The organism is Acinetobacter sp. CAU_H_60 (assembly GCF_058599385.1).
The window spans coordinates 1,690,040-1,713,665 of record NZ_CM178653.1 but is presented as its reverse complement, the minus strand read 5'-3'; the positions used below and the strand labels follow the sequence as shown (position 1 = coordinate 1,713,665).

Genomic DNA, 23,626 nt, shown 5'->3' with positions numbered 1-23,626 from the left:
GTTTCAGCTTTGCAAGCAATCGTAATAAATTATGTCTTAATTGCAGTATTTCGAAAAATTGGCATAAAAAAACGTCACCTCGGTGACGTTTCTTCAGGCTTGCATGGTGGCCATGTTCTGCCAGTATTGTGCTTTGAGTGAATCTCGTTCTACACGAAAACCTTGATAATATAGTTCAGCTAAAAAGAGAGCTGCTTTACCGTGACCGGCGCGCGCTGCATCTTCTAATTGTTTTACTGCATCGACAAAGTTCATTTGCGATTGAATGGTATTCACTGCATCTGCATACAGATGTTCCAAATCATGTTGAGAGATATTCTGCATAATATAAAAACTCCTTAATTTTAATTATGATTTTGGATAGACTTTTAAGTCTAAATACAAATATAACTTACTATTATTAAACTAATATTACAGAATAATGGAAAAGTCAACTATATCAGCTTTCCCGTTTACTTAATTTATAGTTTGTACGATCAAACTATACACACATGAAAGTGCGGTTGGTATAGATTTTAACAATAGAACAAAAGAAAAGGAGAACAACATGATGCAAAGAACTCTTGAAGGGCTCAGTTTTGATATGCCCCCAACAGCCAGTCAGATTACAGAATTGGCGCATGTACACCGTAAAAAACTGGATGAGGCAATTTATGACAAATATACCCATCTAGGTGATTACAGTCTGGCTCAACGTAAAGAAGTTTATGATTTTACCCGCGCTCTGGACGAAACCCAGCGTGCAGAATTTTATAGTCACTATAATGATGAATTGGTCCGAATTGCAGATGAAGATCGACTGCATCCACCTGAAGCAGAAGCCGGCTTGAGCAAGTTTGCAATTTTACTGGTCTTAGGTCTGGTGGCTATGGTCATTGCCTGGAGTGTGTACGAATTGTTGAAATCCTAACCGATTTATAGTCATATCGAGATGTGTATTTATACTGGTCATTCAATCTTTGACTTGAACTTCATGGGGCCCAGCCATACACTAGCTGCAACTTGAGGTAGTGTATGGCTATAGATAGCAAAAAATTAAGCGATTTTCTGAATAAAATTAAGCTTGAACAGATTTATAATGCGGTTGTTATTTTTATTGTGGCATTAATTTTATGTCTGGCTACATTTGCCATTTATCGTCCACTGACGACTCCCCAATTTAATTTACTTCAGCAACTTGCAGAGCAGCAGAGCTTACCTCAAACCCAGGATATGGCTCAGACTTTGCTGCAACAGCAACGCATCCATCGCGGTCAATATCTTAAATTGATGCAGGCGTATCAACAGGAATCTCTACGGGCTCGTCAGCTTCCGCCGGTTTCTGTGGATATGCCTTAGGTATTGGAATCGTATTCGGCAGTGGTTTAGAAGGATCTGACAGGTTCTGTTCCAATCGTAATTTTAAAGTTTCTTTATTCAATTCTTGACTCACCACGACCAGTGTTAAACGTTCTGGATGCAGATGTTTGCGCACGGCATTTTGCACATCTGTTGCGGTAATTTTGGCTAGACGTTCTGGATAGCGTGACAGATAGTCGGCTTGCTCTGCATAAAAGCCCATCGTGCCTAACTGGGCATTGATCGTGGCATTGCTGCTGTAATTATTTGGAAATGCTCTTAATATCCCGGCTTTGGTTTCTTCCAGGCGCTTAGTATCAATCGGCTGATTTACAAATTTGATAAAAGCCTGATGTGCGACCTGAATGCTATCCAGTAATTGATCTTGTCTAGTGGAATAACGGAAGCTAAATATACCGGGTGCCTGACTAAAGCTGAATGTACTATAGGCACCATAGGTATAGCCGCGTTTTACCCTTAATTCCTGCATTAATACTGCATTAAAGCCGCTACCCCCAAACATGCGGTTGGCCACTTCCAGAGCAAGCCGATCTTCAGTAAATCGGTTTGGTCCTAAGTGGCCGAAGGTCACATGCGCTTGGGATGAGTTATAAGGCAAATGTACGATATCAAAACCCGATTTTTCTTCAGGTTCAGCTAATGCAACTGCTTTCTGTCCTTGAGGTAAATTGCCTGCAATTCGTTCAGAAAGTTCCAATGCCTGTTTAGGACTGAGTTTGCCGGTAATGGCAATATTCATGTTTTGTGCCACCAGAAACTGGTCGCGGAATTTTTTCAGTAAATCAGCCGTAATTTTTTTGGTACTGCCAATCGTGCCGGTAATCGGTTCGGCATAAGGATGCTGTCCATACAATGCCCGATAAAACCGGATATCCATCAGTTTACTTGGATTTTCCTGAAGCTGTTTTTGTCCTACTTGAGTATTGCTGAGTGCTAACTGAATGCTGGAAGGCTTGAATGTGGCATTTTTGAGAACTTCCATCATCATGGCCAAAGCAGGTTCCATTTTCTTGGGGTCTGATAAAGTTCGAAGGCGAACGACAAACATATCGCGATAAGCCTGTACGCTAAATTGTGCGCCTGTGGCATCAAAGACGGAAGCCACCTGTGCAGCCGTATATTTATCTGTTCCTTCACGCATCAGTTTGGCTGCCGTACTGGATAAACCAAATAGACCTTTAGCAATTTCCTGATCTCGTGCTGATCCGGCATTAAAGGTCAGTTGAATATCCACCATCGGCAGATCTCGGGTTTCAACAAATAAAGTGCGAACTTTGTAACGATTGTTCAGGTCATGAATAAAAGGTGCTTGGAATGCCTGCTTTTGATTAATATTTTTTAAACTTTGCAGGAGAGGGATCGCTTGTAGCTGACTGGGATTATCATTCAGATCAGGTTGGGTATCTAAATAATTTTCTGCCCAAAGGCTTGAACTGAGGCTTAAGCTGGTTAAAAGGATAAGAGAGCGAACTTTAGACATTGTAATAACCATTATTGAGCTTTCTGTTCAGGCAAAAGGTAGAGCGTACTTAAATTTTCACGGACAAAATAGGCATTAGCAACCCGCTGAATATCCTCTGCACGGACACTGTCATAATGCTGAGGCAGTTCATCCATCAGGCGGTAACTCAATCCGTTTACTTCAAGGTTTCCAATCATTTTGGCCTGTCCGCTCAGACTGTCCTGACTATAAATCAGATTTGAAATAAAGCGTGTGCTGATCCGTGCCAGTTCATGCTCAGAAATAGTTTCAGTTTTTAGTAAATCAATTTCTTTCTGGATGGCGGCTTGTGCTTCTGTCAGATTTACACCTGGAGCCGGAAGTGCGGAAATACCAAACAGGCTATCTCCACGGTTATAAGGATCATAAGACACACTCACAGAAGTAAGCACTTTGCGGTCGCGAACCAGACGATCCTGCAAGCGAGAAGAAATCCCGCTATCCAGCAGGCTGCGAATAATGGTTAGAGCATAGGCATCTTGAGGATTCTTGGCGGTAGCCAAAGATTTTACATTCCAGGTCATATACAGATTAGGTACCTGGACATTACTCTCAATTTCCATATGACGATAGCCTAAGCGTTCGAACTCGAGTACGTCATTACGTGATGGTGTAGGACGTGCCGGAATATCGCCAAAATATTTCTGTACCTGAACGAGAGCTTCTTGAACGTCAACATCCCCGACAATCACCAGAATGGCATTATTCGGGCTATACCAGTCTCGATACCATTTTTTAACATCACTCAGCTGAATATTATTGAGCGTTTTCATGTGACCAATCACGGGCTGACGATAGTGACTGGTGGGGTAACTGATCCATCTAAATCGTTCAAATGCCTGGGCACGCGGATTATCATCAGTACGCTGACGCCGTTCTTCCATTACCACTTTAATTTCCGGATCAAAATCTTGCTGGCGTAACAACAGGTTGTTCATACGGTCAGATTCAAGTTCTAGCGCCATCGGAAAATAGGCTTTGGGATAGAGCTGATAATAGTTCGTGTAATTGGTAAAGGTTGCGGCATTAATACTGCCCCCATAAATCCGGCTCAGGCGGGTAAATTCATCATTGGGAACCTTGCTTGTGCCTTTAAACATCATATGTTCCAAAGCATGAGAGACGCCGAGAATATTACCGGACTCATCACTACTGCCGACTTTATACCAGATCTGTGTCATCACCATCGGGGAGCGATGATCTTCCCGGATGATGACTTTTAAGCCATTACCTAAATAGGTTTCGATAGTGGTGCGGGATAATTCACTCTGTGTTGCGGCATGTACGGGGTTAAAACCGAAACTCAGGATGAGTACTGCAACTGGAGAAATCCGCTGTTTGATGATTCTGGATAAGGAGGAGATAGTAAAAAAAGATATGGACACAAAGTCTTCCAATGAATAGATATTTGTATTTAGGATTATTTTTCAGAAATCTTGTATTGAAAGCAACCAAACACTGTTATTTTTTGGTTGTTTATTCATGGATTGGATTGCCCGCTCAAAACACTGCAAGTTATGCTAGAATTCAATTTTTTAACGCAATGCTTTTCAAGGATTCGGCATGCAACAGCAATCTAATGGGCAAAACAAATTTTTGATTGATGCTGATATCGGAGATGATGATGTCACATTACCGAGTTTACCTGCGGTTAATGTGCCGATTGTAGAAACACCAAGCGCAACTGCTGAAATTTCTGCACCTGTAGCGACGGAAGCTCAGGAAGAAGAACCTGCTACAAAAGGTGGTTTCTTTAGCCGTATGAAAGAGGGTTTAACCAAAACCCGTAAAAATCTTGCCGATGGGATGGTCAATATCCTGATTGGTGGCAAAGAAATTGACGATGAATTATTAGAAGAAGTTGAAGAACAGCTTTTGGTTGCAGATATCGGTGTTGATGCAACTAAAACGATTATTGCCAATTTGACTGAACGTACTGCACGCGGTGACTTGATTTATTCTCACTCACTGTATAAAGCGCTTCAGGAAGAACTGGTGGCTCTGCTGGCTCCGCGTGTAAAACCGCTGCATATCGATCCGAATAAAAATCCATATGTAATTCTGGTGGTGGGTGTAAATGGTGTAGGTAAAACCACAACCATTGGTAAACTGGCAAAACGTCTGCAAGGCGAAGGTAAAAAAGTCATGCTGGCTGCGGGTGATACTTTCCGTGCTGCTGCAACTGAGCAGTTACAGATCTGGGGTGAACGCAACAATATCGCCGTCGTAGCCCAAGGTCATGGTGCTGACTCCGCTTCAGTCATTTTTGATGCTTTCGAAAGTGCGCGTGCCAAAGGTGTGGATGTTTTAATTGCGGATACTGCAGGCCGTCTACATAACAAAGGTCACCTGATGCAGGAATTGACCAAAGTTAAACGTGTGATGCAGAAGATTGATGCGACTGCGCCACATGAAGTGATGTTGGTGGTGGATGCCGGTACAGGACAGAATGCCATTAATCAAGTTGAAATGTTTGATGAAGCAGTGGGTTTAACGGGTTTAACCATTACCAAACTGGATGGTACTGCAAAAGGTGGTGTGCTGTTTAATATTGCCAGCCGTACCCATGTACCGATTCGCTTTATCGGTGTAGGTGAGAAAATTGATGACTTGCGTCCATTCTCGGCAAAATCATTCGTTGCGGCATTGTTTGAAACTGAAAAATAATTAATGCAACTTGCGTCACATAAACTCCGCTAAATGCGGAGTTTTTTGTTTTTAAGGAGTTTGAATGCTCTAAAAAGCAGCATGAAAAAAACAGCAAATCCTGCCTGCCTAAATAAACCCATTATATTGTATGGAATTTGCCTGGTGATTGAAGTTCAGGCTATATGTAGAGGGTAGAAAATGGCATTACTCAATAAAATTGGGCAGGTATTAACAACTGACCTGACTAAGGATTTTAAATTTCCTAAAAAGAGTAAAGTAGTTGAAAATTTAGAATTCACTTTTGTTGAGAAATTAAAAAAAGTGTCGTGGGATCTATCAGCTAGGTAAGCGTGTGCATTTCAGTCAAGCTTATCTGACCGAGCTGATTCAGGAAGCTGTGCATAGTTGTCCTTCAGCTTATAATTCACAAAGTGCACGCATTATCGTGCTATTTGCCGATTCACATCATCAATTCTGGAACATTGTGAAAGATGTTCAACGCCAGCATGTGCCGGCATTGGTCTACGAGGGGATTAGAATCAAGCTGGATCAATGTGCAAATGCCTATGGCACGATTTTATTCTATGAAGATCAGCGTACCATTCAGCAATTACAGAAGAAGGTTCCATTTAGTGCTGATGATTTTCCACTGTGGTCAGAGCAGACTTCCGGCATGGTGCAGTTTGCTGCGTGGACTGCGCTGGCAGATGCTGGTCTAGGTGCTTCGTTACAACATTATAATGTGCAGATCAATCACGCTGTAGCTGAGCATTTTAAGATTGATGAAAACTGGTTGCTACGTGCTCAGCTCTGTTTCGGTTCAATTGAAGAAGCAATAGAAGATAAAATTGAGTCTGTGAATCCAGACAGCTTCCAGGTATTTAGCTAAGACCGGCGATTTTTGAAATTAGCATGCGCTAAGGTGATTGATACAAAGGATCAACCTTAGTATCTCTGAGAATGTTCTATAAATAAAACACATTGTTATCGAAATAAGACTGTTTTGGGCAGTGAAAATGCTTAGGATGATCTTATTGGTTTTAAATAATCAGAATAGAACGAGGTGAGATCATGGCATTTCTAGATCATATTAAAAAGCGCCGTAGTATTTATGCTATTGGGAAAAATGTCAGCCTGGATCAGGCAGAAATTGAGCACATTATTAAAGAGGCGGTGAAACATAGTCCATCATCTTTTAACTCGCAATCTTCACGCGTGGTGATTTTGTTTGGTCAATCACATGATACTTTTTGGCATATTGTGCGTGAAACTTTACGCGACCTAGTGTCAGCAGATGCTTTTGAGGCTACCAATAGCAAAATAGATGGTTTTGCGGCAGGTTATGGAACTGCACTGTTTTATGAAGACCAGAATGTCATTAAAGGAATGCAAGAAAAATTTGCGCTGTATGCAGATAATTTCCCGATCTGGTCAGAGCATGCTAGCGGTATTGCGCAGTTTGCAACCTGGACAGCTTTGGCTGAACATAATATTGGCGCATCACTACAGCACTACAATCCGATCATCGATGAAGAAGTAGCGCAAACTTTTAGTATTCCATCAAACTGGAAGCTTCGTGCTCAATTGGTATTTGGTTCAATCGAAGCGCCTCCAGGTGAAAAAACCTTTATGGATGATGCAGAACGATTTAAGACCTTCGCATAATCGATTTAGAGATGAGAAAGAAGTACTGTTAAGTACTTCTTTTTTATGTGTGATATAGCAGAAATCAGAAGATAGATAGTCTGATAAATGCTGAGTAAAGTGCTGTAGAGGCAAAGCATTTGTCATAGAATTGTCATTTGTACACGGCATAGTGCAATGAAAATTTTATATATTAACCAGAATGAGTGAGAGACATGGATTTACGTATCACAGCAGCTGTAGTTGCATTATTGGGCAGCACATCAGTTTTTTCAGCCGTGACATTAACTGTACCTGAAGAAATCAAGATAATCGCAGTGAATGATCAGGAAGTACGTTCAGGTCTATTACGCTCAGATCAAACTTATAAACTGGATGCTGGTACGAATGCGATTAGTGTTCGTTATACTGAATTTTTCCAGCACAATGACAATTCTCATGACATTTTAAAATCTGGCGTAGTAACTGTAAAAACTCCAGAACTTAAAGATGGTGAAGCTTATAAATTGGCTTTAATTAACGCGCCTAAAAATTTTGATGAAGCGAAAAAATATAAAGATCAGCCAATTATTGGTTTATATGATGCAAAAAATCAGCTTTTGGTTCAGCAGGCGGGAGCAAAAGATGCAGCGAAACCATTACTAGGGCAAAGCGTTTTAGGAAAATCTGTGGATTTGACAACGAATAAAGTGGTAACTCCAACAAATCAGCCAGCAGCGGTCTACACTCAAACTGCAAGCACACCGAATGTGGCTACTGCAAACGTTCGGGAAAATGTATCAGTTGGTCAGCTTGATCAGCAATTAATTCAGTTGTGGAAACAGGCATCTAAAGCTGAACGACAAAAATTTATGAATTGGCTTGGCGAGCAGGCAAATTAAAATTTATTGTTCAATATTAAAAGGGATCGTATGCAACGATCCCTTTTAATAAAAACTAAACCAGTAGAAATTCACATTTGCTTAAACTTTCGGGCCAAAAATGACTGGAAAAAAGCATTAAAACTGCTAAAAATAGCAATTCAGATTAAAAAATAAACGTACAGTGCGCTTTTTTGAATATTTTTAAGAAAAGCTCTTGCACTGGTTCGGAAACTGTATAGAATACGCAGCACACCAACGCAATGCATGAAACGAAACGTTAAGTGGTTGGGTTGGAGCTTAAAACTGACGAGGTTTTAAGTAAGATCATTAAGAGATTATGAAGAACAACTTGTGTGGATTTTTACTGGTTGATTGATCGAAATTATTTTCATTGATTGAATGGTAGAAATTACTCGAAGTTTATTTGAGAAATATTTGTCAGAAAATTGATGAGCCAAGTTTAAGAACTTTACTTATAAAGTTCGAAATGATTTTAACTGAAGAGTTTGATCATGGCTCAGATTGAACGCTGGCGGCAGGCTTAACACATGCAAGTCGAGCGGGGATAGGGTGCTTGCACCTGATTCCTAGCGGCGGACGGGTGAGTAATGCTTAGGAATCTGCCTATTAGTGGGGGACAACGTTCCGAAAGGGACGCTAATACCGCATACGTCCTACGGGAGAAAGCAGGGGATCTTCGGACCTTGCGCTAATAGATGAGCCTAAGTCGGATTAGCTAGTTGGTGGGGTAAAGGCCTACCAAGGCGACGATCTGTAGCGGGTCTGAGAGGATGATCCGCCACACTGGGACTGAGACACGGCCCAGACTCCTACGGGAGGCAGCAGTGGGGAATATTGGACAATGGGGGCAACCCTGATCCAGCCATGCCGCGTGTGTGAAGAAGGCCTTTTGGTTGTAAAGCACTTTAAGCGAGGAGGAGGCTTACCTGGTTAATACCTGGGATAAGTGGACGTTACTCGCAGAATAAGCACCGGCTAACTCTGTGCCAGCAGCCGCGGTAATACAGAGGGTGCAAGCGTTAATCGGATTTACTGGGCGTAAAGCGCGCGTAGGTGGCTAATTAAGTCAAATGTGAAATCCCCGAGCTTAACTTGGGAATTGCATTCGATACTGGTTAGCTAGAGTATGGGAGAGGATGGTAGAATTCCAGGTGTAGCGGTGAAATGCGTAGAGATCTGGAGGAATACCGATGGCGAAGGCAGCCATCTGGCCTAATACTGACACTGAGGTGCGAAAGCATGGGGAGCAAACAGGATTAGATACCCTGGTAGTCCATGCCGTAAACGATGTCTACTAGCCGTTGGGGCCCTTGAGGCTTTAGTGGCGCAGCTAACGCGATAAGTAGACCGCCTGGGGAGTACGGTCGCAAGACTAAAACTCAAATGAATTGACGGGGGCCCGCACAAGCGGTGGAGCATGTGGTTTAATTCGATGCAACGCGAAGAACCTTACCTGGCCTTGACATACAGAGAACTTTCCAGAGATGGATTGGTGCCTTCGGGAACTCTGATACAGGTGCTGCATGGCTGTCGTCAGCTCGTGTCGTGAGATGTTGGGTTAAGTCCCGCAACGAGCGCAACCCTTTTCCTTATTTGCCAGCACTTCGGGTGGGAACTTTAAGGATACTGCCAGTGACAAACTGGAGGAAGGCGGGGACGACGTCAAGTCATCATGGCCCTTACGGCCAGGGCTACACACGTGCTACAATGGTCGGTACAAAGGGTTGCTACTGCGCGAGCAGATGCTAATCTCAAAAAGCCGATCGTAGTCCGGATCGCAGTCTGCAACTCGACTGCGTGAAGTCGGAATCGCTAGTAATCGCGGATCAGAATGCCGCGGTGAATACGTTCCCGGGCCTTGTACACACCGCCCGTCACACCATGGGAGTTTGTTGCACCAGAAGTAGGTAGTCTAACCTTAGGGAGGACGCTTACCACGGTGTGGCCGATGACTGGGGTGAAGTCGTAACAAGGTAGCCGTAGGGGAACCTGCGGCTGGATCACCTCCTTAACGAAAGATTGACGATTGGTAAGAATCCACAACAAGTTGTTCTTCATGACGATGTATCTGAGGGTCTGTAGCTCAGTTGGTTAGAGCACACGCTTGATAAGCGTGGGGTCACAAGTTCAAGTCTTGTCAGACCCACCATCTGCCAGAAAACAGAAAATCAGAACATTGACTTATTGATAAGCTGGGGACTTAGCTTAGTTGGTAGAGCGCCTGCTTTGCACGCAGGAGGTCAGGAGTTCGACTCTCCTAGTCTCCACCAGAATACTTTTTAAAGCACTGCTTTTAAAAAGTATGCAAGACAAGATCACGAAGTGATCGCGTAGTTGTCTTGGAGGTTAAGCCTTAGTCAAACGGTTTGATAGCTTATAGAGCTTAGTAAGAAAGCGGCGTATAATGCGCGGCATTGTTATTAACCTCTGTGATTTATCACAGTAATGCAGTCCGACGAGGATGCATTAAATCATTAACAGAATATATTTGAGTTGAAATAATTTGTTCATACTCATACAAGAGCGGAAACGACACGACTTCGGTTGTGAAGTTGAAGTGATTGAATGAGAACTAGCGAAATTAACTGAATCAAGCGTTTTGGTATATGAATCTAATTGAAGCTGTACAGTGATTAAGTTCACGAGACTCTAACTGTGTAATTAACTGAGTGATCGGTTGATTATGTTGTTTATTCTACTTGTAGGGATGAACGACTGTTTGGGGTTGTATAGTCAAGTAATTAAGTGCATGTGGTGGATGCCTTGGCAGTCAGAGGCGAAGAAAGACGTGATAGCCTGCGAAAAGCTCCGGGGAGGCGGCAAATATCCTGTGATCCGGAGATGTCTGAATGGGGAAACCCACCGGCTATAAGGTCGGTATCATAAACTGAATACATAGGTTTATGAGGCGAACGCGGAGAAGTGAAACATCTCAGTATCCGTAGGAAAAGAAATCAATTGAGATTCCCTCAGTAGCGGCGAGCGAAAGGGGAACAGCCCATTAAGTCATATCAGTTTTAGTGGAATGCTCTGGGAAGTGCAACCATAGTGGGTGATAGTCCTGTACACGAAAGGGCTGATATGATGATGTCGAGTAGGGCGAGGCACGTGAAACCTTGTCTGAATATAGGGGGACCATCCTCTAAGGCTAAATACTCCTGACTGACCGATAGTGAACCAGTACCGTGAGGGAAAGGCGAAAAGAACCCCTGTGAGGGGAGTGAAATAGATCCTGAAACCGCATGCATACAAGCAGTGGGAGCCACTTTGTGTGGTGACTGCGTACCTTTTGTATAATGGGTCAGCGACTTATATTCAGTAGCGAGGTTAACCGAATAGGGGAGCCGTAGAGAAATCGAGTCTTAATAGGGCGTTTAGTTGCTGGGTATAGACCCGAAACCGGGTGATCTATCCATGAGCAGGTTGAAGGTTGGGTAACACTAACTGGAGGACCGAACCCACTGTCGTTGAAAAGCCAGGGGATGACTTGTGGATAGGGGTGAAAGGCTAATCAAACTCGGTGATAGCTGGTTCTCCCCGAAAGCTATTTAGGTAGCGCCTCGGACGAATACCATTGGGGGTAGAGCACTGTTTCGGCTAGGGGGTCATCCCGACTTACCAAACCGATGCAAACTCCGAATACCAATGAGTACTATCCGGGAGACAGACTGCGGGTGCTAACGTCCGTAGTCAAGAGGAAAACAATCCAGACCGCCAGCTAAGGTCCCTAAATCATAGTTAAGTGGGAAACGATGTGGGAAGGCATAGACAGCTAGGAGGTTGGCTTAGAAGCAGCCACCCTTTAAAGAAAGCGTAATAGCTCACTAGTCGAGTCGGCCTGCGCGGAAGATGTAACGGGGCTAAAACTATGTACCGAAGCTGCGGATTTGCAATTTATTGCAAGTGGTAGGGGAGCGTTCTGTAAGCCGATGAAGGTGTGTTGAGAAGCATGCTGGAGGTATCAGAAGTGCGAATGCTGACGTGAGTAACGACAAAACGGGTGAAAAACCCGTTCGCTGAAAGACCAAGGGTTCCAGTCCAACGTTAATCGGGGCTGGGTGAGTCGACCCCTAAGGCGAGGCCGAGAGGCGTAGTCGATGGGAAATTGGTTAATATTCCAATACTTCAGTGTAATGCGATGAGAGGACGGAGAAGGTTAAGTCAGCCTGGCGTTGGTTGTCCAGGTGGAAGACAGTAGGCATGCATCTTAGGCAAATCCGGGGTGCTCTATGCTGAGAGTTGATAGCAAGCCAGTTTACTGGTGAAGTGGCTGATACCATACTTCCAGGAAAAGTCTCTAAGCTTCAGTTACACTGGAATCGTACCCGAAACCGACACAGGTGGTCAGGTCGAGTAGACCAAAGCGCTTGAGAGAACTCTGCTGAAGGAACTAGGCAAAATGGTACCGTAACTTCGGGAGAAGGTACGCTGCCGGCGGTGATAGGACTTGCTCCTTGAGCTGTTGGCAGCCTCAGAAACCAGGCCGCTGCAACTGTTTATTAAAAACATAGCACTCTGCAAACACGAAAGTGGACGTATAGGGTGTGATGCCTGCCCGGTGCTGGAAGGTTAATTGATGGGGTTAGCGTAAGCGAAGCTCTTGATCGAAGCCCCAGTAAACGGCGGCCGTAACTATAACGGTCCTAAGGTAGCGAAATTCCTTGTCGGGTAAGTTCCGACCTGCACGAATGGCATAATGATGGCGGCGCTGTCTCCAGCAGAGGCTCAGTGAAATCGAATTCGCCGTGAAGATGCGGTGTACCCGCGGCTAGACGGAAAGACCCCGTGAACCTTTACTGCAGCTTGACATTGAACTTTGATCTTACTTGTGTAGGATAGGTGGGAGGCTTTGAAGTGGTGACGCTAGTTGCCATGGAGCCGTCCTTGAAATACCACCCTGGTAATATTGAGGTTCTAACTCTGCTCCCTGATCGGGAGCGAGGACCATGTCTGGTGGGTAGTTTGACTGGGGCGGTCTCCTCCTAAAGAGTAACGGAGGAGTACGAAGGTGCGCTCAGCGTGGTCGGAAATCACGCGTAGAGTATAAAGGCAAAAGCGCGCTTAACTGCGAGACCCACAAGTCGAGCAGGTACGAAAGTAGGTCTTAGTGATCCGGTGGTTCTGTATGGAAGGGCCATCGCTCAACGGATAAAAGGTACTCTGGGGATAACAGGCTGATACCGCCCAAGAGTTCATATCGACGGCGGTGTTTGGCACCTCGATGTCGGCTCATCTCATCCTGGGGCTGAAGCAGGTCCCAAGGGTATGGCTGTTCGCCATTTAAAGAGGTACGCGAGCTGGGTTTAGAACGTCGTGAGACAGTTCGGTCCCTATCTACCGTGGGCGCTGGAAATTTGAGAGGATCTGCTCCTAGTACGAGAGGACCAGAGTGGACGAACCTCTGGTGTACCGGTTGTGACGCCAGTCGCATCGCCGGGTAGCTATGTTCGGAAGGGATAACCGCTGAAAGCATCTAAGCGGGAAGCCTACCTCAAGATAAGATTTCCCCGAGACTTTATGTCTCCTAAAGAGCCGTTGAAGACTACGACGTTGATAGGTTGGATGTGGAAGTGCAGTGATGCATGAAGCTGACCAATACTAATTGCTCGTGAGGCTTGACTATACAACACCCAAGCAGTTGTATATAAAGCATCAATTGATTTCATATTGATCTAACGATCAGACGAAGCCTTGATTTAGTTAAGCTAATCGAACAAACTACTGCGACTCAGATACATCTGTTAATGCATTCTATTTGAAGAAAGCTAGGCAAACGAAGCGCAAGCAACGTAAATAAGACCATAGCGAGTAAGCATACCAGTTGTGCTGGCGACCATAGCAAGAGTGAACCACCTGATCCCTTCCCGAACTCAGAAGTGAAACCTCTTAGCGCTGATGGTAGTGTGGGGTATCCCATGTGAGAGTAAGTCATCGCCAGCTCATTTTTCCTAAAAAGCCCTCTGCAGAAGCAGGGGGCTTTTTTTATGCGTGGGATTTAATAAAATAAGATAAAAAGACTTAAATAAATTTAAGCCTTAGATACTAAAATTATAAAACTTACATGGATTTTTTAAGTTGCTTCTGGTGTGTTAAAACTTCTTTAGCATATTTTTTGCCTTGTTTACGCATTTTCCGATCTTTCTCATAGGCAGTAGGGCCTACATTATAATAACCCAGCGCTTTTTCTAGGCTGCCACTAGATTCCTGATAACGTGAAAGAATATAACTCCCACATCCAATATTGACTGCTTCATTAAATAAATCAGGTCCGCATGTAGATTGCCAATAACGCGGAACAATTTGCATAAGACCCACAGCACCTGCAGGTGAAGCGACTTGACTGCGATAGGTAGATTCCTGTCGAATCACGGCTGCAACCAGCAAAGGATCTAGACTATGTCTTTCGGCATTCTGAATAATTAAAGGTGAAACGCGAGTAGCAGTTGTCGCAGGCACAGCATATGCAGTCTGAATTCCTTGAGACAGTTTAGCAGAGCGTTTTTCTAAGGAGTTACCTCCTAGTGAGGAGCAAGCACTTATTAATATTGTACTTAAGCCAAGCATCCCAATTTTTAAAGTAGTAGGATTTAAGACCTTTAATAATGAATAGTTTTTGCTAGAAAATTTGCCCAACAACTTTCAGCTTCCCTGTATTTTTAAAATTAGATTGATCTTAGGAAGATGTATGAAAATCGTCAAGAAATTAGATGATTTGTTTACAAAGACAACTTAGATTTTGTTGAATAATGAATTTTTTATGAAGAATTGCTTAAAGAAAAGCCAGTTAGCAGCCGAATTTGTATCTCTGGCTCTTCTTTAAAGTGTATATATTTGGATGCACAAGATAGCTTAGTCTAAAGTTTTTAGCATCCAGATTTCACAAGCTGCACTATGACCCGTATTGCCTTCGGGATGATCGAGATGTTCAAAACCTAATTTTTCGTAAAGCTTCACAGCCTGCCAAAGACTTGCAGTAGTTTCAAGATAGATTCGTTTAAAGTTCTGCTCACGAGCAAAGTCAAAAGCCAGATTTAAAATCTGTTTTGCAAATCCATAACGACGAATAATAGGTAAGAAATACATTTTCTGTATTTCTAGAATACTCTGATCACCCTCTAATGGCACAATACCTCCACCGCCAAAGACTTGATCCTGTTCATCAACAATAACCCAATAAGCGGCATTTGGCTGTTGATATACTTCATACAGGTTATCCAGAATTGAATCACCGACAGCAAAGCCCGACTCTGCTGCAAGCCCGAATTCTACGGAAACTTCACGAATAATCTTGGCAATTTGAGTATTATCTTGAGGTTGTATAGGACGAATAGAATACATAGGTCATGACATGAAAAAGGATGGAAATTTTATAGTCCGAAAACTATAAAAAATCCATCCTTTTTGATGATTCGTTCTTTAATAAAGCGGTATTTCCAGTTTTTGATTATTTTAATTCACTTGAAGATTTACCTAATTCACGTCGAGCAATAATCAGTTGCTGAATCTGTTGAGTTCCTTCAAAAATATCCAGAATCTTGGAGTCCCGCGCCCATTTTTCTAAAAGTTCTGCCTCGTTATAGCCTACAGATGCTGCTAATTCGACACACTTCAAAGTGATTTCATTCGCGATACGACCTGCCTTGGCTTTAGCAATAGAAGCTTCACGAGAATTAGGCTTGCGGTTATCCGCCATCCACGCAGCTTTCAACATTAATAAACGGGCAGATTCCCATTCGGCTTCCATGCGGTAAATTTGCGCTGCAATATTCGATGTTTGTAAAAAAGGCGTATTGTACTCAGGATCTAGCTGATCCTTAAAAATCTCCTTAATTCTTTCTAAGGAAGCTTTAGAGCATCCAATTGCCATCGCTGCAACGAGTGGACGGGTATTATCAAAAGTTTCCATGACCCCAGCAAAACCTTTGGCCACATCAATTTCAGCATGTCCAAGCAAATTAGCAGCAGGTATACGACAATCAATAAAACTAATCGTAGCCGTATCCGAGGCTTTAATGCCCAGCTTATGTTCCAGACGCTCGATTTTCATGCCAGGCGTACCTTTGGGTACGACAAAGGACTTGATCGCAGCACGGCCAAGTTTTTTATCTAAAGTCGCCCAGACTACAACCGCATCTGCACGTTCGCCAGAGGTGACAAAGATTTTTTCACCATTGAGGATATAGTCATCACCCTCTTTAATGGCAGTAGTACGAATGGCAGCTGAATCGGAACCACAGCCTGGTTCAGTGATTGCCATCGCTGCCCAGATGCCATGAAAGCGTTGTAACTGTTCATCATTAGCAACAGCAGCAATGGCTGAATTTCCTAAACCTTGACGCGGCATGGATAAAAGTAGTCCGGTATCGCCATAACACATTTCGACAATACTAAGTGCAGTGGACATATTTACGCCATTTTTATTGCTTTCATCGTTATCACCGCGTTTATTGACCGCAGCTCCCGCATTCATGCCTTCGCTGCCTTGGTTCATGCCGTCGACGACAGAAGCGAGCATATTTAACTCTTTCGGATAAGCATGTTCAGCTTTGTCATATTTGCGTGAAATAGGGCGGAGTACATTTAGAGCAACTTCATGTGCCTGATCAATCAGCAATTTGAATTTTTTAGGATTTTGTAAGTTCATTTATTATTTCCTTATTCTTTGCTCAGGCATGAAGGCCAGAATGTACGATTGCTGTTGCTCTTAAGTCCCGATACCAGCGTTCTACCGGATGTTCCTTGGTGAAACCATGTCCGCCGAGGATCTGCACGCCATCTGTGCCAATTTTCATGGATTTTTCTGCACAGAGCAGACGGGCTATATAAGCTTCACGATGAAAGTCTTTCCCGGATTCTGCCAGACCGGCGGCATTCAGGATCAGCATTTGCATGGCATCAATTTCAATCGCCATATCTGCAATCATAAAAGCTACACTTTGCCGATGAGAAATCGGTTCGCCAAAGGCTGTCCGTTCATTGGCATATTGCACACAGTATTTTTTAACTGCTTCACAGGTACCGACCGCCATGGCACACCACATTAAATTGCCCAGATCAAGAAAAGCGGTGTAATCAAAATCGTCATCTCCCAAGCGTTGTGCCGGTGTGTTATTAAATTTGAGGTTCATGGTTTCAGTGGCTTTCAAGCCCATAGCCGGAGATTTTTGCGCAGTGATGGTATTATTGCGTTGCACAATAAATACTTCGGTTTTGCCATTTAGATCTGCACTGACCAGATAGATATCAGCACTTTCTCCGAGCATCACCAAGGTTTTTTCACCATTAATTAAATAGTGATCTTCATTCGACGTTGCTTGAGTTTTTAACTGATAAGGATTAAAGGCAGCTGTTGCTTCCTGTACTGCGAAGGTAGCTTTAAGATGCGGATCATCGGCAAATGCAGTCAAATACTCAGTCTGAACCTGTTCTGAACCCCAACGGGTAATCGCATTAATCACACTAAAGGTAGAAAGCAGACCAGCGGTCAAACTGAAATCACCTTGAGCCAACTGTTGAGCCATCAGGACATTGCTGACGATATTCTGTTCTGCAGCTACACCACCTAAAGCTTCAGGCAGCGCATAAAAATTAAGACCCAGATCAGTTGAATATTGCCAGAGTTCCTCTGGGAAGATTTCATGATGATCTGCATCATGTGCCAAAGGATAAAGGACTTCGCTGGCAAACTGTTGCATCGCCTCGCAGGTCATTTGCTGTTCTTCAGTCAGATTCAGATCAAACAGGGATTTGGACTGATGTGGTAAACGTTGTTTTTGAATTTTCTGACCAGATTTCAGGATTTTCTGAGTTTGGCTGAGTGTTTTAAAACCTGCTTTAGAGCTTTGATAAAGAGATTTTTCTAAAAATTTACGCAGCTTTAATTGGTCGAGTAAATCACTTCCAGCCACTTTGGTCAGGATGGACAAGCCAAATCCTTGTGCTTTGTTCACCATATTGTTCATTCTAATTATCCTACGGGGTGTTATCTTATTTGTCTGATGTTGACATGCAGTTATAGAAAAAACCATGTCATCAATGACATGAATCATTGTCAATTTATAATTAAAATAAAGAGGGGATTTAAAAATTTAAAATATTGAAAATAAATAGAAAAATAAAATAAGAAAAATTTGGTTTTTATCAAAAATTGACCCGAATGACAAAATCATCCGGGTCTTATATAAGGCTAATAATAACTTAGTCGATTAGAGATGACGTTTAATCATTGCGCGTACATTAGTTTTCGCATCAATTACCGTCATGAAGGTATAAGCGCCAATGAACTTACGGCTGATAAACATAAATTCTTTAGGCGGTACACTGAAATAACGTGAAGCCATGGATTTAGAAGCCTGCTGCATCACACGGCTATGAAGCTGACTTTTTTTCCAGTTATAGCGGTCATGTTCATCCATCACGCCTGGCGGCAAGTCTTTATTGTTCATTGGCGAGCTGAAGGCTTCTGTGGCTAGCAGAAAGACTTTCGCCATATCCGGTTTGATGCTAGGCGGAATAGAATCAAAGAATTCATAACCGGTCATGGCTTTCACCATCATGTCTGAATCATGATGATAACCGGCCTGGATCAGATTACGTGCAACGTTTAATAGATGCTGGTCAAACTGACGGATTGCACCGAAGTCAAGAAGTACAATCTTGTCCTGAATATTTTCGCCATCACCTAAACGTACCAGATAATTGCCGAAATTTGGGTCAGTCTGCATCTCGCCCCATTCAAAAATCTCACGTACAGCGATTTCCAGGGAAGCTTCACCCAGTTTATTACGACGTTCCTGTGGTAGAGACAGCATCACTGGACTATTGATGGGTACACCACGTTCAAAGGTCATACACAGAACACGGTCAGTACAATAGTTATCGATGATGGTCGGTACGATATAACGCGGGTCATTTTGTAGACGTTTACAGAAGCGGCGAGTGGTATCTGCTTCGATTTTATAATTGACCTCACGATGCATCATCTCGCGAACTTCATCAAACCATTGATCAAATTCACGGGTTTGCGGCACCATACGGGTCAATTTGAGCATGTTCTTAAACAGGCTCATATCAGAATCAATAGCCTCAGCTACACCCGGGTACTGGATTTTAAGCACCAGCTCCATACCGTCTGACTTACGCACCGCACGATGCACCTGAGCCAAAGAGGCAGTACCTAAGGGCTCATGATCAACTGTCAGATCATCTAGCTTGGAACCTAATTGCTGCTGTAATTGGGCTTTGATCGCCGGCCAAGCCAAAGCGACTGTTTTATTATTTAATGTATTTAAGGCTTGAGTGACTTCTTCTGGCAGAAAATGCTCGCCATACAAGGCCATCATCTGACCAATTTTGACAATTGAACCCTTAAGCTTGCCAATTTCTGCAACCAGATAATCGGCCTGCTCTTTCATGGCTTTTTTGCGTCTTCTTTCTTTTTCTTCTTCGCTTGAGAACATTGAACCCGCACTGGATGCTGCCCAGCGCGTACCTGCCAGCAAAGATGCCTTTGCGATCGATAAGCGTCGATCCATTGAGGAAGTTTTCAATTGTTTAAGCTTATCGTTCTGATCTGACATGTAAACTCAATCCTTTTATCAGCATAAAGCGGAATAAATCATTGTAGTGGATATTACCGTGTCTGCACGTATTAAAAAAGTTTAAGCCGCTGAATTCACGGTGAAAATCTCGGCAAGAGCATATCGCTTGCCGTTTTGACCAGTGTAGGGTGAATATTATGACATTTGAAATTGAATTTTTAATTCAGATCGTTGTTGTAACTGTTGTTTATTTGTTTGAATATGTTGATGAATTAGGTTCTGGACTGTTTCATGCATAAAACCCAGCGCATAACCCTTCACAATAATGATGCTTGGCAAGCTGAAAAACAGGTATTTGGCATCTTCCAAAGTCGCACTATTAAATACACCTTGCTGCATTAACGTGGTCTGTAAAAATACCTTTTCCTGCTGCACCTGACTGGATAACTGGTCATTCCAGTAGTTCTGGCGCATGGCCATAAGATTGTTGTGCTTATAGCTCATAAGATCTGGACTCGTTTGGACATCATTGCCGAATTATATGCGGCCATAAAATCAAGTTTCAACCAAAGAACTGTGACATCTTTTTAAGCGAGAAAAATATAGGATTTTATCGAGGACTAAGTTAGTATCAGGCAATAATTTAAACAAGATTCATTATTCAATATTGATTGGAAACCAGCCAGTTTTGGTGAAGGGGATACTATGCGTTTTGCATGTTTATTAATGGCAGGTTGTTTGGGGACGATGACATTACAGGTTCAGGCTGCTACAGGTTATTCTCAGGAATATACCCAGTGCATGAATTTTAGTTATGGCAATACAGCTAAACTGCAGAAATGTGTGAAAAAAGAATTAAAAGCACAGAATAAACGTCTGAAGAAAAACTATAAGACTTATCTGAAATTGAATGCTGGCTATCGTAATAATATTCGTGATCAGCATACAGTGTGGCAACGTAAACTATCACAGCAATGCAAGCTGACCATGAATACCCAATATGCCCAGATTAAACAGGGTCAATGTGCGCTGGAGATGGTAAAAGATCAGGCGAATTTGTATCAATCACGTTCTTATCGTGCCGGTACTTAAACTGGTTTTAAGTTAATAAATCCTTCCGGAAATAGTGATAAATCTTAAAAAGTAGGATTCTAATCTGTCTGAAATCTAGAAGATCTGTCATTGATAAACCATGGAGAATTCGGGTTTTTCATGGTTTTGGCATTATAAAAGACCTCAAAACAAGGTATCATAAGGCGTTTTAAAAAATGACCTTGGAGACGCCTTAAGTGGATCGACCGACTATTAGCCCTGAACATTTGCAGGAAGCCGCTGAAAATTTAACTACCATTCGTGATTTTATTCGTTTTGGGGTTACAGCATTACGTCAATACGATGCGCACTTAGGTCAAGGTACAGAAGATTATTTTGCTGAAAGTTCAGCGCTCGTTCTACAAACCTTGTCACTGGACTGGAATGCAGATCCTGAAATTCTGGACTCTAAATTATTGCCAAGCGAAGTGGCTGAGTTCTTGAGCTTGCTAGAACGCCGCATTAATGAACGTGTTCCAACCTCTTATTTATTGAATCTAGCCTATTTCTTCGGCAAGCCATTCTATGTGGATGAGCGTGTTCTGATTCCACGTTCGCCAATCGTTGAGCTGATTGAAAACCGCTTTGCTCCTTATTGCCTGACTGAAAATGGTGAAATGGGTGCAGCAGTAAATAACCTGCCAGAAAACCCGAATCCAAAAACTCCACAACGCATTCTGGATATGTGTACCGGTTCTGGCTGTATCGCGATTGCATTGGCCTATGCTTTCCCGGATTCAGAAGTGGATGCAACCGATATTTCTAAAGAAGCTTTGGAAGTGGCGCAGATTAACTGTGAACATCACAGTAAACAGTATCAGGTGGCTTTACTTGAATCTGATCTATTTGCCAAAATTCCAGCTGAAAACCAATATGATCTAATCGTATCTAATCCTCCATATGTCGATGCAGAGGATATGGCTGATCTTCCTGATGAATTCCATCATGAGCCAGAGCTGGCATTGGCTGCTGGTCAAGACGGTCTGGATCTAGTACGTAAGATGCTGGCTCAAGCAGCTGATTACCTGACTGAAGACGGTTTAATCGTGATTGAAGTGGGTAACTCTGAATGGGCGATGAAGCAAAACTTCAATACTGTTGATTTCCACTGGTTGCAGTTCCAACGTGGTGGTTCAGGTATCTTTGCACTGACTGCAGCCCAATGCCGTCAATATCGCGATTTATTCATTCAATCTGTTAATTCATAAGGAGTCGTTGACATGGCAGGTAATAGTATAGGGCAACTCTTCCGTGTAACGACTTGTGGTGAATCTCATGGTGTTGGCTTAATGGCCATTATTGATGGGGTTCCACCAGGGATTGAACTGTCTGAAGCTGATTTGCAAAAGGATCTGGACCGTCGTAAGCCGGGTACATCGAAATTTGCAACGCAGCGTAAAGAGCTAGATGAAGTTGAAATTATTTCAGGTGTGTTTGAGGGTAAAACTACCGGCACTTCAATTGGCCTTTTAATCCGTAATACAGATCAAAAATCGAAAGATTATGGCAATATCGCGCAAACTTTCCGCCCAGGTCATGCAGACTATACCTATACCCAGAAGTATGGTTTCCGTGATTATCGCGGTGGTGGCCGTTCAAGTGCACGTGAAACTGCAATGCGTGTAGCAGCAGGTGCGATTGCCAAGAAATTCCTGTTTGAGAAATTCGGTATTGAAATCCGTGGTCATGTGACCCAAATCGGTACTGAAAAAGCAGAAAAACTGGACTGGAATGAAGTTCCAAATAACCCGTTCTTCTGTGGTGATGTTGATGCGGTGCCGCGCTTTGAAGCACTCGTGACTTCATTACGTGAACAGGGCACAAGCTGTGGCGCACGCCTTGAGATCATTGCTTCTAAAGTGCCAGTGGGTTGGGGTGAGCCAGTATTCGATCGTTTAGATGCTGACATTGCCCATGCCATGATGTCAATCAATGCCGTGAAAGGCGTGGAAATTGGTGATGGTTTTGGTGTGGCTGAGCAGTTCGGTCATGAAACCCGTGATGAACTCACAACAGATGGCTTCCTGGCGAACCATGCTGGCGGTATCTTAGGTGGTATTTCTAGCGGTCAGGATATTCGTGTTTCGATTGCATTGAAACCAACGGCTTCCATCACAACTCCGGGTAAAACTATTACCATTAACCGTGAAGATACGGATGTCCTGACCAAAGGCCGTCATGATCCTTGCGTGGGTGTACGTGCCACCCCAATTGCAGAAGCGATGCTAGCAATTGTTTTGATGGATCACTTCATGCGTCATCGTGCACAAAATGCCGATGTCGTTGCGCCGTTTGAGCCAATTGAACCTAAATAATTTGCTTTATAGAAGTAAATGAAATTAAAGTCAGACTTCGGTCTGGCTTTTTATATTTATAAAATGAAAAATAATAATATTCGTTTAGCCCAAGCTACGGACATTCAAAGCATTGTTAAGTTGATCAATACAGCTTATCGATCTAATTTAGGCTGGACGCATGAACATGACATTGTTTCAGGTAATCGAATTAATGAGGCTCAGTTAAGTGAGCTTTTAGCACGGCCTGATGTTGAACTTTATGTCTTGGAAAATGATGACCAACTGGTGGGTTGTATTGGTTTGACACACCTCCCAGATTGTTTTGAAATCGGCAGTTTTGCTATTGACCCAGTCCGGCAAAATTCAGGTTATGGCCGAATATTGTTAGATTTCGCTGAACAATACTCCAGAGAAAAAATACCTTTCAAAAAACTTAGAATGTCTGTTCTTAATGTTCGCATTGAATTAATCGCGTATTATGAGCGTCGTGGTTATCACCAAACCGGCGAAACAGACAGTTATCCACTGGATGCAGATGTTGGACAACCTTTAGTAGATTTAAATCTGGTGATCTTAGAAAAGAGTCTCGAAAAGATTTATGAAGTTATGTGAATCTATTTTTGATTCTAAGTGTGTTTAATAAGAATAATGACAGGATGT

Annotated in this window: 18 protein-coding genes, 2 tRNA genes, 3 rRNA genes and 1 pseudogene; 15 read left to right on the top strand and 9 right to left on the bottom strand. The window is 43.0% G+C overall.

The annotated features are described in order from the left end of the window. Nucleotides 1-93: 93 nt before the first annotated feature. The gene (locus AC4MBN_RS07930; protein ID WP_034171084.1) at nt 94-327 is read right to left on the bottom strand and encodes an SEL1-like repeat protein; all 234 of its coding nucleotides are present in this window, start codon (nt 325-327) and stop codon (nt 94-96) included. A gap of 220 nt (nt 328-547) precedes the next feature. On the opposite strand from AC4MBN_RS07930, the gene AC4MBN_RS07925 reads away from it, so the two are divergent. Next, a complete protein-coding gene (locus AC4MBN_RS07925; protein ID WP_081402667.1) occupies nt 548-910 on the top strand; it encodes a hypothetical protein in 363 nt (120 codons plus the stop codon). Between the two features lie 104 nt (nt 911-1,014). Next, nucleotides 1,015-1,338, top strand: coding sequence for a hypothetical protein (locus AC4MBN_RS07920; RefSeq protein WP_419364762.1), 324 nt, complete (start codon nt 1,015-1,017; stop codon nt 1,336-1,338). On the opposite strand, the gene AC4MBN_RS07915 is transcribed toward AC4MBN_RS07920, so the two are convergent. Together AC4MBN_RS07915 and AC4MBN_RS07910 are read right to left on the bottom strand one after the other, a co-directional pair. Next, nucleotides 1,262-2,839, bottom strand: coding sequence for an insulinase family protein (locus tag AC4MBN_RS07915; RefSeq protein ID WP_419364760.1), 1,578 nt, complete (start codon nt 2,837-2,839; stop codon nt 1,262-1,264). The two genes, AC4MBN_RS07920 and AC4MBN_RS07915, sit on opposite strands and share 77 nt — an antisense overlap. An 11-nt stretch (nt 2,840-2,850) precedes the next feature. Continuing rightward, nucleotides 2,851-4,245 carry a M16 family metallopeptidase gene (locus AC4MBN_RS07910; RefSeq protein ID WP_491880103.1) on the bottom strand — a complete coding sequence of 465 codons (1,395 nt, stop codon included), beginning with the start codon at nt 4,243-4,245 and terminating at the stop codon, nt 2,851-2,853. Between the two features lie 178 nt (nt 4,246-4,423). Between AC4MBN_RS07910 and ftsY the strand changes: the two genes are divergently transcribed. The 9 genes and pseudogenes from ftsY (at nt 4,424) to rrf (ending at nt 13,977) form a co-directional block, all read left to right on the top strand. Continuing rightward, nucleotides 4,424-5,527 carry a signal recognition particle-docking protein FtsY gene (gene ftsY, locus AC4MBN_RS07905; RefSeq protein ID WP_419364756.1) on the top strand — a complete coding sequence of 368 codons (1,104 nt, stop codon included), beginning with the start codon at nt 4,424-4,426 and terminating at the stop codon, nt 5,525-5,527. A gap of 180 nt (nt 5,528-5,707) precedes the next feature. Further along, nucleotides 5,708-6,398, top strand: a pseudogene (locus AC4MBN_RS07900) (nitroreductase family protein). A gap of 182 nt (nt 6,399-6,580) precedes the next feature. Further along, nucleotides 6,581-7,174, top strand: a complete 594-nt coding sequence (locus tag AC4MBN_RS07895) for a nitroreductase family protein (protein ID WP_004783692.1) — start codon at nt 6,581-6,583, stop codon at nt 7,172-7,174. A 194-nt stretch (nt 7,175-7,368) separates the two neighbouring features. Next, the gene (locus AC4MBN_RS07890) at nt 7,369-8,034 is read left to right on the top strand and encodes a DUF2057 domain-containing protein (protein WP_419364753.1); all 666 of its coding nucleotides are present in this window, start codon (nt 7,369-7,371) and stop codon (nt 8,032-8,034) included. Nucleotides 8,035-8,510: 476 nt separating this feature from the next. Next, nucleotides 8,511-10,048: ribosomal RNA gene (locus AC4MBN_RS07885) — 16S ribosomal RNA — on the top strand. Between the two features lie 61 nt (nt 10,049-10,109). Further along, nucleotides 10,110-10,186, top strand: a tRNA-Ile gene (locus AC4MBN_RS07880). A 45-nt stretch (nt 10,187-10,231) separates the two neighbouring features. Next, a tRNA-Ala gene (locus tag AC4MBN_RS07875) sits at nt 10,232-10,307 on the top strand. A gap of 461 nt (nt 10,308-10,768) precedes the next feature. Continuing rightward, nucleotides 10,769-13,660, top strand: a 23S ribosomal RNA gene (locus tag AC4MBN_RS07870). Between the two features lie 202 nt (nt 13,661-13,862). Continuing rightward, nucleotides 13,863-13,977 (top strand): 5S ribosomal RNA (rrf, locus tag AC4MBN_RS07865). Together the 16S, 23S and 5S rRNA genes with 2 tRNA genes alongside form the textbook arrangement of a ribosomal RNA operon. A gap of 117 nt (nt 13,978-14,094) precedes the next feature. Here the strand turns inward: rrf and AC4MBN_RS07860 are convergent. The 6 genes from AC4MBN_RS07860 to AC4MBN_RS07835 all read right to left on the bottom strand — a co-directional run bounded on the left by AC4MBN_RS07860 (nt 14,095) and on the right by AC4MBN_RS07835 (nt 20,081). Continuing rightward, complete coding sequence (locus tag AC4MBN_RS07860) at nt 14,095-14,601, bottom strand: lytic transglycosylase domain-containing protein (protein WP_257224643.1); 507 nt, start codon at nt 14,599-14,601, stop codon at nt 14,095-14,097. Between the two features lie 285 nt (nt 14,602-14,886). Then, entirely contained in the window at nt 14,887-15,375 is a 489-nt protein-coding gene (locus AC4MBN_RS07855; RefSeq protein ID WP_491880102.1) for a GNAT family N-acetyltransferase, read from the bottom strand. Between the two features lie 106 nt (nt 15,376-15,481). Beyond that, nucleotides 15,482-16,681, bottom strand: coding sequence for an acyl-CoA dehydrogenase family protein (locus AC4MBN_RS07850; protein WP_491880101.1), 1,200 nt, complete (start codon nt 16,679-16,681; stop codon nt 15,482-15,484). A gap of 22 nt (nt 16,682-16,703) precedes the next feature. Then, nucleotides 16,704-17,990: an acyl-CoA dehydrogenase family protein gene (locus tag AC4MBN_RS07845; protein ID WP_491880952.1), complete on the bottom strand. Its 1,287-nt coding sequence runs from the start codon at nt 17,988-17,990 to the stop codon at nt 16,704-16,706. 252 nt (nt 17,991-18,242) lie between these two features. Further along, nucleotides 18,243-19,616: an ABC1 kinase family protein gene (locus AC4MBN_RS07840; RefSeq protein WP_005235905.1), complete on the bottom strand. Its 1,374-nt coding sequence runs from the start codon at nt 19,614-19,616 to the stop codon at nt 18,243-18,245. A 156-nt stretch (nt 19,617-19,772) separates the two neighbouring features. Continuing rightward, the gene (locus tag AC4MBN_RS07835; protein WP_166138211.1) at nt 19,773-20,081 is read right to left on the bottom strand and encodes a hypothetical protein; all 309 of its coding nucleotides are present in this window, start codon (nt 20,079-20,081) and stop codon (nt 19,773-19,775) included. Between the two features lie 201 nt (nt 20,082-20,282). On the opposite strand from AC4MBN_RS07835, the gene AC4MBN_RS07830 reads away from it, so the two are divergent. From AC4MBN_RS07830 to AC4MBN_RS07815, 4 genes are all read left to right on the top strand, one after another. After that, entirely contained in the window at nt 20,283-20,669 is a 387-nt protein-coding gene (locus AC4MBN_RS07830) for a DUF1311 domain-containing protein (RefSeq protein ID WP_491880100.1), read from the top strand. 197 nt (nt 20,670-20,866) lie between these two features. Next, entirely contained in the window at nt 20,867-21,877 is a 1,011-nt protein-coding gene (gene prmB, locus AC4MBN_RS07825) for a 50S ribosomal protein L3 N(5)-glutamine methyltransferase (protein ID WP_104426049.1), read from the top strand. A 12-nt stretch (nt 21,878-21,889) separates the two neighbouring features. Then, entirely contained in the window at nt 21,890-22,984 is a 1,095-nt protein-coding gene (aroC, locus tag AC4MBN_RS07820) for a chorismate synthase (RefSeq protein WP_491880099.1), read from the top strand. Nucleotides 22,985-23,047: 63 nt separating this feature from the next. Beyond that, nucleotides 23,048-23,578 (top strand): GNAT family N-acetyltransferase, encoded by a 531-nt coding sequence (locus tag AC4MBN_RS07815; protein ID WP_419364508.1) that lies wholly within the window; start codon nt 23,048-23,050, stop codon nt 23,576-23,578. Nucleotides 23,579-23,626 lie beyond the last annotated feature (48 nt).

What these genes read in the sequence shown, in the direction of transcription:
- AC4MBN_RS07925 (WP_081402667.1), top strand. Translation starts at nt 548, where the DNA reads ATGATGCAAAGAACTCTTGAAGGGCTCAGTTTTGATATGCCCCCAACA.
- AC4MBN_RS07920 (WP_419364762.1), top strand. Translation starts at nt 1,015, where the DNA reads ATGGCTATAGATAGCAAAAAATTAAGCGATTTTCTGAATAAAATTAAG.
- AC4MBN_RS07915 (WP_419364760.1), bottom strand. Translation starts at nt 2,839, where the DNA reads ATGTCTAAAGTTCGCTCTCTTATCCTTTTAACCAGCTTAAGCCTCAGT.
- ftsY (WP_419364756.1), top strand. Translation starts at nt 4,424, where the DNA reads ATGCAACAGCAATCTAATGGGCAAAACAAATTTTTGATTGATGCTGAT.
- AC4MBN_RS07895 (WP_004783692.1), top strand. Translation starts at nt 6,581, where the DNA reads ATGGCATTTCTAGATCATATTAAAAAGCGCCGTAGTATTTATGCTATT.
- AC4MBN_RS07890 (WP_419364753.1), top strand. Translation starts at nt 7,369, where the DNA reads ATGGATTTACGTATCACAGCAGCTGTAGTTGCATTATTGGGCAGCACA.
- AC4MBN_RS07860 (WP_257224643.1), bottom strand. Translation starts at nt 14,601, where the DNA reads ATGCTTGGCTTAAGTACAATATTAATAAGTGCTTGCTCCTCACTAGGA.
- AC4MBN_RS07855 (WP_491880102.1), bottom strand. Translation starts at nt 15,375, where the DNA reads ATGTATTCTATTCGTCCTATACAACCTCAAGATAATACTCAAATTGCC.
- AC4MBN_RS07850 (WP_491880101.1), bottom strand. Translation starts at nt 16,681, where the DNA reads ATGAACTTACAAAATCCTAAAAAATTCAAATTGCTGATTGATCAGGCA.
- AC4MBN_RS07845 (WP_491880952.1), bottom strand. Translation starts at nt 17,990, where the DNA reads ATGGTGAACAAAGCACAAGGATTTGGCTTGTCCATCCTGACCAAAGTG.
- AC4MBN_RS07840 (WP_005235905.1), bottom strand. Translation starts at nt 19,616, where the DNA reads ATGTCAGATCAGAACGATAAGCTTAAACAATTGAAAACTTCCTCAATG.
- AC4MBN_RS07835 (WP_166138211.1), bottom strand. Translation starts at nt 20,081, where the DNA reads ATGAGCTATAAGCACAACAATCTTATGGCCATGCGCCAGAACTACTGG.
- AC4MBN_RS07830 (WP_491880100.1), top strand. Translation starts at nt 20,283, where the DNA reads ATGCGTTTTGCATGTTTATTAATGGCAGGTTGTTTGGGGACGATGACA.
- aroC (WP_491880099.1), top strand. Translation starts at nt 21,890, where the DNA reads ATGGCAGGTAATAGTATAGGGCAACTCTTCCGTGTAACGACTTGTGGT.
- AC4MBN_RS07815 (WP_419364508.1), top strand. Translation starts at nt 23,048, where the DNA reads ATGAAAAATAATAATATTCGTTTAGCCCAAGCTACGGACATTCAAAGC.